This window comes from Ornithinibacillus contaminans (assembly GCF_001038425.2).
Classification (GTDB): Bacteria; Bacillota; Bacilli; order Bacillales; family Amphibacillaceae; genus Ornithinibacillus; species Ornithinibacillus contaminans.
Genome location: NZ_LDPV02000034.1, coordinates 47,349 through 59,221, shown reverse-complemented (window position 1 = coordinate 59,221; position 11,873 = coordinate 47,349). Strand labels below are relative to the sequence as shown.

The 11,873-nt window shown below is 37.7% G+C and carries 14 protein-coding genes; 4 read left to right on the top strand and 10 right to left on the bottom strand.

The window, feature by feature from the left end; genetic code table 11:
• Positions 1 to 80 precede the first annotated feature (80 nt).
• Positions 81 to 734, bottom strand: a complete 654-nt coding sequence (locus tag JF53_RS07835) for a TVP38/TMEM64 family protein (protein WP_047982480.1) — start codon at positions 732 to 734, stop codon at positions 81 to 83.
• A 226-nt stretch (positions 735 to 960) separates the two neighbouring features.
• On the opposite strand from JF53_RS07835, the gene JF53_RS07830 reads away from it, so the two are divergent.
• A complete protein-coding gene (locus JF53_RS07830) occupies positions 961 to 1,350 on the top strand; it encodes a hypothetical protein (RefSeq protein ID WP_047982481.1) in 390 nt (129 codons plus the stop codon).
• On the opposite strand, the gene JF53_RS07825 is transcribed toward JF53_RS07830, so the two are convergent.
• The 4 genes from JF53_RS07825 to JF53_RS07815 all read right to left on the bottom strand — a co-directional run bounded on the left by JF53_RS07825 (position 1,298) and on the right by JF53_RS07815 (position 4,041).
• The gene (locus JF53_RS07825; RefSeq protein WP_053072023.1) at positions 1,298 to 1,819 is read right to left on the bottom strand and encodes a competence protein ComK; all 522 of its coding nucleotides are present in this window, start codon (positions 1,817 to 1,819) and stop codon (positions 1,298 to 1,300) included. The genes JF53_RS07830 and JF53_RS07825 overlap by 53 nt on opposite strands.
• A gap of 121 nt (positions 1,820 to 1,940) precedes the next feature.
• Complete coding sequence (locus JF53_RS17440; RefSeq protein WP_157052478.1) at positions 1,941 to 2,093, bottom strand: hypothetical protein; 153 nt, start codon at positions 2,091 to 2,093, stop codon at positions 1,941 to 1,943.
• A gap of 146 nt (positions 2,094 to 2,239) precedes the next feature.
• Positions 2,240 to 3,235, bottom strand: coding sequence for a lipoate--protein ligase (locus JF53_RS07820; RefSeq protein WP_047982482.1), 996 nt, complete (start codon positions 3,233 to 3,235; stop codon positions 2,240 to 2,242).
• A 74-nt stretch (positions 3,236 to 3,309) separates the two neighbouring features.
• Positions 3,310 to 4,041, bottom strand: a complete 732-nt coding sequence (locus JF53_RS07815; protein WP_047982573.1) for an MBL fold metallo-hydrolase — start codon at positions 4,039 to 4,041, stop codon at positions 3,310 to 3,312.
• A 98-nt stretch (positions 4,042 to 4,139) separates the two neighbouring features.
• On the opposite strand from JF53_RS07815, the gene yhfH reads away from it, so the two are divergent.
• Positions 4,140 to 4,271 (top strand): protein YhfH, encoded by a 132-nt coding sequence (yhfH, locus tag JF53_RS17065; RefSeq protein ID WP_064965379.1) that lies wholly within the window; start codon positions 4,140 to 4,142, stop codon positions 4,269 to 4,271.
• 200 nt (positions 4,272 to 4,471) lie between these two features.
• Positions 4,472 to 6,286, top strand: a complete 1,815-nt coding sequence (gene pepF / locus JF53_RS07810) for an oligoendopeptidase F (protein WP_047982483.1) — start codon at positions 4,472 to 4,474, stop codon at positions 6,284 to 6,286.
• Between the two features lie 210 nt (positions 6,287 to 6,496).
• Here the strand turns inward: pepF and hemY are convergent, their stop codons facing one another.
• From hemY to hemE, 3 genes are read right to left on the bottom strand one after another with little or no spacing between them, the layout of a single operon-like run.
• A complete protein-coding gene (gene hemY / locus JF53_RS07805) occupies positions 6,497 to 7,900 on the bottom strand; it encodes a protoporphyrinogen oxidase (RefSeq protein WP_047982484.1) in 1,404 nt (467 codons plus the stop codon).
• A complete protein-coding gene (hemH, locus tag JF53_RS07800; RefSeq protein ID WP_047982485.1) occupies positions 7,901 to 8,836 on the bottom strand; it encodes a ferrochelatase in 936 nt (311 codons plus the stop codon). It abuts the gene before it with no gap.
• Between the two features lie 38 nt (positions 8,837 to 8,874).
• Positions 8,875 to 9,903 carry a uroporphyrinogen decarboxylase gene (gene hemE, locus JF53_RS07795; protein WP_047982486.1) on the bottom strand — a complete coding sequence of 343 codons (1,029 nt, stop codon included), beginning with the start codon at positions 9,901 to 9,903 and terminating at the stop codon, positions 8,875 to 8,877.
• Positions 9,904 to 10,413: 510 nt separating this feature from the next.
• Here hemE and JF53_RS07790 point away from each other — a divergent pair.
• Positions 10,414 to 10,902: an antibiotic biosynthesis monooxygenase family protein gene (locus tag JF53_RS07790; RefSeq protein ID WP_047982487.1), complete on the top strand. Its 489-nt coding sequence runs from the start codon at positions 10,414 to 10,416 to the stop codon at positions 10,900 to 10,902.
• 59 nt (positions 10,903 to 10,961) lie between these two features.
• Here the strand turns inward: JF53_RS07790 and JF53_RS07785 are convergent, their stop codons facing one another.
• Positions 10,962 to 11,441 carry a thioredoxin family protein gene (locus JF53_RS07785; protein WP_047982488.1) on the bottom strand — a complete coding sequence of 160 codons (480 nt, stop codon included), beginning with the start codon at positions 11,439 to 11,441 and terminating at the stop codon, positions 10,962 to 10,964.
• 10 nt (positions 11,442 to 11,451) lie between these two features.
• The gene (locus JF53_RS07780) at positions 11,452 to 11,871 is read right to left on the bottom strand and encodes a disulfide oxidoreductase (protein ID WP_047982489.1); all 420 of its coding nucleotides are present in this window, start codon (positions 11,869 to 11,871) and stop codon (positions 11,452 to 11,454) included.
• Between the last annotated feature and the right edge of the window lie 2 nt (positions 11,872 to 11,873).

The window sequence follows — 11,873 nt, the reverse complement described above, 5'->3', positions numbered from 1 at the left end:
CTACAATAGAATGAAAAAAACTTCTGACCAATGCTTGTACAAGACAGAAGTTTTGTGTTTTCACTTGTCTAACCAGTTCCTTATACTTCCTCTGAATCTGAAGCATCTTTCTGTTTGGATTTTTGCTGAAGCTTCTTTTCAACAAATTTACCAATCGCCCAAAACAATACAATACAAATACCAACAACTATTGTTCTAGTCGGATTTTGTGCGAATGATACAATACTTGATCCTACATAAGCTATCGAAAAAATCATCACAGATTTCCCAAGTATTGCCGCTAAGATAAATTGATAGGTATTAATATTGGACAATCCCGCTACAACGTTAATGACGGCCGATGGTGAAAATGGAAAGCACATTAATAAAAACAATGGCCCAAATCCATGCCGTTCTAACCAGCCAGTAACTTTTCGTACTTGGTTATTTTTCCGAATGATAACAAATACTTTTTTGTCGCCTAGGTTTCTTACAATTAGAAACACTAGTACTGCCCCTAAACTAGAACCTGCCCACGATAACAGAAACCCTTCTAATAAGCCATATGCTGCAGCATTTCCTAATACGAATACAACTAATGGCAGAAAGGGGAGAAATGCTTCAATAAACGGGAGCAATATTCCTGGCAACGGACCTAAGCTCTCATAGTCCTGCAATAATTCCATAATATATTGATCTAGTTCGTCATTCGCAACGGCTGTTTTCCATTCTGTTATGATGTTTAATAAGTACATTTAGTAAATCTCCCCATCCAATAGAAACCCAATTCATTTATATATTAATTTCATTTTAATGGAAATCAAACATTATGAAAAGTTTTAGCAAAGTGCTTCGACTCTCTTGTCCATTTCGTCTGGAAAAATTAGCCTCTACCCTTTCATTTTTCCAGATTTTTTTTGTGTATTTTTCCAGCGTTTTGACGTATAATAGAACAAACGTTCTTACTTGGAGGAGTAACTAATGCGCTATCTTACAGATGAAGAATTAGCAACGACCACTCGCTTTCTTTTTCTATCAATGGCAATTGTTGTGATTCGGCAGGATATGGAAATCTTCCAAAAGGGTCCCTTTAAAATAAAAGAAACCTATATCGACCTTTTGGAGAAGATGAATTCTATCGCACTAACAGAACGCAGACAATTACGTGCAACGATGGAAAAGAAAAAGCTTCAGGTTATACTAATCAATAAAAACGATTCCTTTTCTTCCTATCTATTCTTATGTAGAGGAAAAGAAGAAAAGCGAAACTACTTTAACCCAGTTATTCGAAAAAAGGTAAGGGAAATTGTACAGGAAATTATGTTGAAAGCTTTGGAGCAATACCAATCTTTTGCTGCTGCAAATGCTTAATACGATTATCCAACAAATACCTAAATTGTGCCGTACGATGAATTTGATTCATCACGGAACCATAGGATGTATCGACAAGAATCCGTTTGCCATTTTTAAATACAATCTCGGTGCATTGATTAACGGCACGATTCACATGATCGATATGGGAATGAGCAATCCAGGAGCATTTCGCGTTGGTAGGAGAAGTAGTTGGAAAAAAATACATGCCACTAGAAGGATCAATTGAGATTGGTGCTTTATGGGTAATCCCACAAATATCTCGTGTCCCTTCTTGTCTGCCTTTCAGGCTTGCTCCAAAAAACTTGCAAGCGAAATCAATCAGCTTACTAGGAGAATAATCGACTACATACTCGGCTTCTTCTTCTAGGACAAATGTATTGATCGTTCCTTCCTGATCTCGTTGTGCAATTACAGCTAAGGTTAGTGGGGTAATTTCATGTAATGGAGAATAAAAATCATCATGCATCAAAATCATCCTTTCATACAGAATGAAAGGGAGAGGCTTATCTACTAATCTACCAAATGTTCTGCTAAATTGAAATAGTAAAAGCTGATTTTTTTCTAATAAAATGTCGTTTTATCCACCATTACTCCCCAGTTTCTAGAATTTGAGAGCCATTTCCATGCAAAACTTCTTTTTCTTCCTTCAGTTCTAAACTGATACTGTCTAACGGCACATAAAAATCTGGGTTTAGTATTGTATATGTATCTAATTCCGGACGCACTTCTTTCTTTGCCATACAACCATCTCCTTTTTGTACTATTCATTAGTATGGGGTGTTTCTTGACTTTTCATACGAATAAATTTACTGGAGACAGTTCCACAGTGGTAAATAATTCAACAATAATAAAAGCAGCCCACCAATTGCAGTGAGCTGCTCCCTCGTTAATAAAGCAAATTAACAAAGTCGTCTTTCGTGATTTTCCCAAGGTAATGTGCCACATCAATATCCGCTAATGCCGCTTCAATTGCTTGTTTTTCATGCCGCACACCAATCAAGTTATTCTCAAGGTCTTGAATTTCCCCTAAACCGAAGAAATCACCATAAATCTTGCAGTTTTCAATGATTCCTTTCTTCACGTCAAATCGCACATCTAGTAGACCAGATGGGAATTTATGTGAAGCTTGCACGTTGAATGCTGGTGATTTACCATAATTCCATTCCCATTTTTGATAGCGGTCCTCGGAGATTTTGTTAATATTCTTCCAATCTTCTTCTGTTAGAACATATTGCGGAACATCCTGTACATCCTCTACGTTAAAGATATGTTTTAGGATACGCTCTTTAAATTCTTCCATGGAAATTTTCTCATCTAGAAACTCCGAAATATTAGCTACTCTACTACGAATCGATTTTATTCCCTTCGACTCAATCTTTTCTTTCTTCACTTTTAATGCTTTAACGACATTATCGATTTCTGAATCAAGCATTAGAGTACCATGGCTAAACATACGACCTCTAGTAGAGAACATCGCGTTTCCAGAAATTTTACGCCCCTCTACAACAACATCATTTCTACCTTGTAATTCCGCGGGAACACCGAGGTCATTCAACACCTCAATAACTGGCTTTAAAAATTTAGCAAAGTTATGGAAGCTCTCTCCATCATCTTTCGTAATAAAGCTGAAATTAAGATTTTGCTCATCATGATACACCGCTCCTCCACCTGAAAGACGGCGAACAACTTTAATCCCATTATCTTCCACATAATCCGTATTTATTTCTTCAATCGTGTTTTGATTTCTACCAATGATGATCGAAGGCTTATTAATATAGAACAGTAAGTATGTATCCTTCTCCCCAAAGTTCTGTAAAATGTATTCTTCAATTGCAAGGTTAACCATCGGATCTGTTATACCTTGGTTATCGATAAATTTCATGATGAAACCTCCTCCTATTTAATTTTTCTACTACAATTCTATCGAAAAGGGACATACAAGCAAAGGAAATTGCCTTATTTTTCCCAGGTAAGACCTTCCTCTGCTAGAAGAACCCGTCCATCAAAAACTTCACTTGCCTGGTTAACTAAATCTTGATGGTCTCCATACTGTGGTAAGTGACTTAAGATTAGCGTGTTCACATTGGCTTTTTCAGCAATCATGCCTACTTCACGGCTCGTCATATGACCTGCACCAGTGCCATCTTGGTCTGCATAAAAATTACAATCCGTGATGAGTAAATCAGCGTCTTGGCTGAATTGGATCCAGTCGTCCTGATAGCTTGAATCTGCTGTATACACAATAACACTATCCCCATCCGTAATTCGCATTCCATAACATGGAACTGGATGCTTCGTTTTCAAAAAGCTAATCGTAAATGGCCCAATTGTCAATGTTTCTTCTGGATTATAAGCAATGCCTTCTGTAAATTCATGGGTTAGCTTTTCGAAGCCTTCCTTGTCCTCTGTATGACCATAAATCGGCAAAATATCCTGATGCTCCATCAAATAAGACTGTACTAACCAAGCATATTGTAATACGCCAATATCGGCAACATGATCATAATGATAATGCGATAGAATGACAGCATCAATCGCCATGATATCTTTATATTGTTGCAGCCTTGACAAAGCCCCACTGCCAACATCAATCAGTAATGTAAAATCATCTTTTTCAAGTAAATAAGCAGATGTTGCACTTCCTGGTGCAGGATAGCCACCCCAATAACCAATTACAGACACTTTCAATTTACGCACCTCAATTTCTTTTTTTTGTTGTAACACAGAATTACATAATTTCATACTGTTATAATACAATATAATTATCCCATTAAAGGAGGATCCCTATGATTACCAATGTGCTCGAGTTTTTCCGTACTCTTCCCAAAAAGACCTGTCAGCAATGTGGTCAAGAAATAAACGAACAGTCTGATTGCTACATCAATATTTGTGAAGAATGTGATCACCCAGCTAGATAATTCATACGGGATAAAGGAATACTACCATCATGTATTCATCACCATTGTATGCTTTCCATTAACAGGACACAACTTTTGTGCAGCTAATTGGTTTAGCTGTATTTTTTTGATAAAAATCTGAAAAATCATATCCTTCTCACAGAAAATATATTATAATTACTTAGAGTACCGAAATATCTCGTTAGGAAAGGGGAATTTTAATGACAACTACCAAGACAAAAAGACTACTACGCTCTGAAGTACCGGAAGAACAAAAATGGGACTTAAGCGATTTATTCCCAACCTTTGACGCTTGGGAAAGTGAGCTTAACGCTGTACAAAATGATGTGACTGAGATTACCCAATATAAAGGTAAGCTTGGAAATGATGCAGCAACATTACTAAACTGTCTTACTACCTTAGAAAGCTATCAACAACGACTTGTTCGAGTGGGTACATATGCAAGCTTAAAATCTAGTGCAGATGGCAGTGATCCCGATAATCAACGTGACGCTGCGAAAATCTCTTCTGCAATGGCTAGTATTAGCGCAAAATTATCCTTTGTTCAATCGGAACTACTAACAATCCCAACAGAAAAAATTGAACAGTTCCTAAACGAAGAAAAAGCGCTACAATCCTATAAAAAAATGCTAGATGATATTTTGGAAGAAAAAGCTCATACACTTTCACCAGAAATCGAAGAGACATTAGCAGCCTTAAGTGAGGTCCATGGTGCACCATACATGACCTACATACGAAGCAAATCAGCCGATATGGTCTTTGATTCAATTACTGATGAAGCTGGTAACGAGCATCCGATGTCTGCTGCTTTATATGAGGATCGCTACGAAATCGAGGCCAATACAAAGCTTCGTCGTGATGCATATGATTCTTTTATTAAAACACTAAATCAGTATAAGAATACTTTTTCCGCTACGTATGCAACAGAAGTGACGAAACAGATTACCATGGCGAAACTACGTAAGTATGAATCTGTTACCGATATGCTACTTGCACCACAGCAGGTAACAAAAGAAATGTATTTAAACCAGTTAAATGTCATCCAAGAGGAACTCGCTCCTCATATGCGTCGATATGCGAAGCTTAAAAAGGAAAAACTAGGACTGGATGAGCTTAGATTCAGTGATTTAAAAGCACCTCTTGATCCTGAATTTAATCCAAAAACAACTTATGAAGAAGCAAAATCAGTCATATTAGAAGCACTACAAGTTATGGGGCCCGAGTATGCAGCTATCATGGAAAAAGGTCTTAATGATCGATGGGTTGATTTAGCGGATAACGTTGGTAAGTCAACCGGCGCATTCTGTTCAAGCCCATATGGTGTTCACCCATATATCTTAATTACGTGGACTGATACGATGCGAGGAGCGTTTGTACTAGCTCATGAGCTTGGCCATGCTGGTCATTTTTATCTAGCTGGAAAAAATCAATCCTTATTTAATACTCGACCTTCAACCTATTTTGTGGAAGCACCTTCTACCATTAATGAATTGCTTCTAGCAAATCATTTAATGAGTAAGACCGATGACAAGCGAATGAAGCGTTGGGTCATTACGCAACTACTAGGTACGTATTATCATAACTTTGTCACGCATTTACTAGAAGGAGAGTACCAGCGTCGTGTTTATGAATTAGCAGAAGCAGGCACACCGCTAACAGCAAGTGTCTTATCACAACAAAAACGTGAAGCATTAGAAAACTTCTGGGGCGATGTTGTCGTATTCGATGAAGGGGCAGGATTAACTTGGATGCGTCAGCCACACTACTATATGGGGCTATATCCATATACGTATTCTGCAGGACTGACCGTATCTACAGCTGTTGCTAAACGTATCCAAACAGAAGGAGAACCCGCTGTTGAGAGCTGGTTAAATGTGCTACGTGCTGGTGGAACAGTGAAGCCACTTGAGTTAATCAAGCAAGCTGGTGTCGATATGTCGAAGCCAGATGCTATTCGAGAAGCAGTTGCATTCGTCGGCTCGTTAGTTGATGAATTGGAAAAGAGCTACGAATAATAACACATAACTACTTAAATCTATATTCGCCATAAACTTGTTAAAAGTAGCAAGACCTCTAAAGATAATGAGCCTGGGACATAAGTACTTTTGATAAGATAAAATCCGATTTGCACGTACTCCCCGCTTCGGGAATATACTCCGCTGAATTAGTGCACTTTCGTAATGTTATCTTTTCATTTTACTTATATCCCAGGCTCATCTTATTTGTTATTGTAAAAATGTTAGTACATCTGTTACGGCTTTTTCACCTTGCTCAATACAGTCTGGAATTCCTACTCCTTCAAAAGAGCTTCCTGCTATAAATACACCTGGTAATTGCTCGCTTGCTTCTTTTCGAACAGATGCAATTCGTTCTAAATGACCAACAGTATATTGTGGCATTGCCTTTTTCCAACGAGATATAACCGCGAAATCAGGTTTAGCAGTAATATTCATAGTCTTGTTTAAATCCTTTAGAACAATCTCGATTAGTTCCTCATCTGACAAATCAACGATAGCTTGATCACTAGGTCTACCCACATAGCAACGAATTAAAGCTTTTCCGCGCGGCGTTGTGGATGGCCACTTTTTATGGGTCCACGTACAAGCCGTAATTCGAAAATCACTATTTCTTGAGACAACAAACCCAGTACCATCAATATCCTGCTTAATTGCCGATTCATCAAACGCCATAGCAACATTAGCAACTGAGGTAGATGGAACATCCGAAAACACATCCATAAAATCATAATTATTAAACAGATTTGGCAATGTAGGATGTGGTGTCGTTACAATAATCGCAGAAGCCCGTATTGCCTCACCACTAGTTAACTTGACGTGATATTCTGATTCGATTTTCTCCACACGCTCCACCGCTGTGTTAAGCATGATAGTATTGGAATCAAGTTTCTCTACTAATCTGTTAACTAATGTTTCCAAACCACCTTCAAAAGAGAAGAACGCGCCTGGAGCTGGAGCCTTACTGATTGTTTGGGCAGGCTTAGGAAGCGTTTGCTTTAAGCCTTTAATTAAACTGCCATACTTCTGCTCTAATTGATAAAAATTAGGGAAGGTTGCCATTAAACTCATGTCATCAATATCACCGGAATAAATTCCAGATAATAATGGTTCTATTTCATTTTCCACAAGCTCATTTCCAAATCTGTTGCGCAGGAATGAACCGAGTGCCTGATCTGGCATGGCCTCCCCCTTCGCTTTGAAAAGATCAAGTAGTGCACGAGCTTTTCCAGCAGGCGACACTAAATCGGAACGAAGAAATGAACCAATTTGCTTCGGAATCCCCATAAATGCTCCTTTCGGCATTTTATGGAGTTTACCTTGTACTAGAATATAAGACTGTCCTGTTCCATTACGAATCATCTGATCTGTTAAACCAAGTTCTTCAACTAGTTTGACCCCAGGCTTTTTCCTAGCAATAATGGAATCTGGACCACGTTCAATTGTAAAGCCCTCCCGTTTAATGGTATTGATTTTACCACCTAAACGATCACTCGCTTCTACTAATTTCACTTGGTACGGTAACTGCTTCGTATTCAGTTCTTTTTGTAAGTAATAGGCAGCGGATAACCCAGTTATCCCGCCGCCTATAATTACAATTGATTTCTTTTCCATTTACGCATCACGCTTTACTCGATTTTGAACAACTGTTGCTAACGTTTCAATAAATAATGGATGCACATTTGGCATTTCTGGACGATAGTAGCTCGCACCTAGTTCTTCACATACAACTTTACATTCGTAATCATTATCATAAAGAACCTCTAAGTGGTCAGCAATAAATCCAACTGGAGCATACACAAATGAACGGTACCCTTTTTCATTGTAAAGTGTACGTGTTAAATCCTGAACATCAGGTCCTAACCATGGATCTGGCGTATTTCCTTCACTTTGCCAGCCAAGTTCATAATTTTTAATGCCAGCTTTTTCCGAAATAAGTTTTGCTGTCTCTTTTAATTGATCTGGATATGGATCGCCGTTTTGTAGAATTTTCTCTGGCAGACTATGTGCAGATACGATTAATACTGCTTTTTCACGTTCATCAGCAGTCATTTTTGCATACTCATTGTTAATTTGCTCTGCCCAATATTGAATAAATCCTGGTGCATCATACCAGCTTTCAACTGCTTTAATTTTAATTCCAAATTTTGCTGCTTCATCTTGTGCACGTGTATTATATGATTTCACACTAAAGGTAGAATAATGTGGAGCTAAAACAAGTGACACTGCTTCTTTGATGCCATCCTTGCCCATTTCGGCAACTGCATCTTCAATAAATGGCGTAATATGCTTTAATCCGATATATGCCTTATATTCATATTCATCCTGGCTAGCATTAAGTTTTGCTTCTAATGCTTTCGTCTGTTCTTCTGTAATTCTAGCTAGTGGAGACGTACCACCAATTGCTTTATAACGATCCTTTAAATCTTGAAGTTGCTCTTCAGCCGGCTTTCTTCCATGACGAATATGTGTATAATACGGTTCGATATCCTCTTCTTTGTATGGTGTTCCATAAGCCATCACAAGTAATCCAATTTTCTTTCTTTCCATGTTTTCTACACCTCTTTAGTATATTTGATTCCAAACGTTTATCGTTTCGAATACGAATGAATAAAGTCAGTAAGTTTCTTCAATGTTTCTGGTTGAATGTCTGGTGTTACACCATGACCAAGGTTGAAGACATGTCGGCCATCCTTCATCGATTGATCAAGTATTGCTTTTGTACGACTTTCAATAGTATCCCAATCCGCAAGTAAAATAGCAGGGTCAAGATTGCCTTGAAGCACTTTCGTAACACCTAAGCTACGAGCCTCTTCAATCGACGTTCGCCAATCAAGGCCTATAACATCTACCGGTAAGTCATTCCATTCTAACAATAGATGACTTGCTCCAACACCGAACATGATTAATGGTACATCATCCTGCTGTAGCTCCGAGAAAATTCGATGCATAACAGGTTTGATATACGTACGATAATCTGCTGTATTCAGCGCACCAACCCATGAGTCAAAAATTTGCACAGCTTTAACACCAGCTTTAATTTGTGCTTTTACATATGTAATCGTCATATCTGCAAGCTTATCCATTAAAGCAAACCACGCTTGTGAATTACTATACATAAATGCTTTTGTTAAACCATAGTTCTTCGAAGGTCCACCTTCAATTAAATAACTAGCAAGGGTAAATGGCGCACCACTAAACCCAATTAAGGGAACTTGTAATTGTTCTTCCGTTAATAATTTAATCGTCTCTAACACATAAGGTACATCTTCTTCAGGTGTGATTGTTCCTAACCTTTCAACATCCTGGATGTTTTTAATTGGATTATCAATCACCGGCCCAATCCCGCTCTTAATATCTACATCAACACCAATTGCAGGTAACGGTGTCATAATGTCTTTATAAAGAATTGCAGCATCCACATCATAATTCTCAACCGGTAGCCTTGTAACATAGGCACAAAGTTCAGGCTGATGGGTAATTTCAAATAGTGAATACTTCTCCTTAAGTTTTCTGTATTCCTCCTGTGATCTACCTGCTTGTCTCATAAACCATGCGGGAGTATACGCTGTTGCTTCACCTTTGTAAGCGCGAATAATCGTGTCATTAAGCTTCATCTTCTCACCCTTTTAGGACGTTCCAAAGAGGTTAAATCTCCTAAGCATAACATCCTTTTATTCCTTGTCGTTATTTTAGTTGGCATAAGCCATTAACGTAAATAAAAATCATCCTCTTCTACTATACCGATTTCAAACTTCTCTGTATAGCAAGACACGACTTTTGTCATGAATTTGTCTAATTTTGCGCATGTGCAACCATTGCTAATCCGCATGAATCAAGTAATTCAACACAAAAGTTCTATATTATTGCCTGGGAAATATTAACCGTATTTTGTCGAATTACTAGTCAAATCGTACCCATATTACTTCATATAATAGAAGATTTGGTTATAAATCCAATTAATATACGGTACAATGGATATAAAAATAGAATGTGTTCCCGAAACCTATGATGAAATCGTAACTTGCCGACAAATATCATTATACGATACCTGGTAGTAAACTTAAACTAATAAGAATTCCTTTTTAATAATAATTTTAAATCTAGTGAGAAAAGAGGAAATGATTATGAACGCTTTTATGACAAACGGTACAATTGATTTTCTTTCAAAGCTTGCTGCGAAATATCCTGCCATAAAGCTGCATTTAATGAATGGCGCTTCAAATGACTTAGCGTATTACGAAGGAAAAAAGCAAGCGATATTCCAGGCTGGAAGATCCTACGAAATTGTTGTACACGCTGGCAACATTTTTGAAAGTGGTTATGTCGTTATGAATAACATACCCGTTACAGAGGAAGGAAAAGCAATATTGGAGGACAGCTTTAAAAAGAGACGACAAGAGGTAGAAAAGCAAGCCGGCTTTCAAGCGTTTCGCCTACTGAAGCCACTAAACGGGAATACCTATGTCGTGTTTACACAATGGGATTCGATGGAGAGCTATGAACAGTGGAAACAATCGGAGGGCTTTCAAAAGGCTCATGCTAAAACAACACCACCTGCCTATTTCGCCGATCGACCATTTGTAACGACCTATCAAATGGTCGAAAAAGAGTAAAAAGATGGAGCTAAAACATAAGTATATTCACCTTATGTCCTAGCTCCTATTAGTGTTCTTTATTTCAATACATATTCTTCAAAAAATGCTGTATAGACATCTTCTGTTTGTGAACCAACTAAACGATAAACCTCTTTCCCATCTTCATAATAAACCAATGTTGGTGTAGAGGTAATTCCGTACCGTGTTACTTTATCACTAAATTCAAGCAGATTTAACTTTTTCATATCGACATTCATTTCTTCTGCTAGTGGTGCAAGAATAGGTGTTGTATTTTGACAGTGTACACAAGTTGGGCTGTAAAAATAAACTGTCAACGGCTCACCACTTTCCACCGCTTCGTCTAATTCATCCGGCAATATTTGATTTCCGTAATTTGGATCATCTAACTGATCGATTGTTGCTTGATCCAAATCATTCGTTCCATATGGATTATTACTTCCTTCTAAAGCTTTATTATTTTTGTAGTCTAATACAAAATATAACGCAACGAATAATACAACAACGACACCGATAATAATTAATATTTTCTTTTGCATAGTAGCTCCCCTACTTTCTTTTTAATAATACTAAATGGGTAACGAAGATTAAGATAAAAGCAACCCCTGCTAAAAACGGAATTGTAATAAACCCAAAATAATTGATGTATTGAAAATTACATGGCACAAGTCCACATGCGCCTCCTGCGTCTGTTAAAGCAGGTAATTTCTGTATAAGATAATGATATGTAGAAACACACATGCCAATTCCACTCATGAATAAGCCTGGTAATGCGATTGCTAAATTCTTTTTGAATATAGCCGTACCATAAATGATAACAAGCGGATACATTAGAATCCGTTGAAACCAGCATAACTTACATGGTTCATACCCCATAACTTCCGAAAAAAACAAGCTTCCCGCCGTAGCAACAATTGCTACTGTCCAAATTCCAAGTAGCCAATTCTCATATTTCTTCGAATGATCCATTC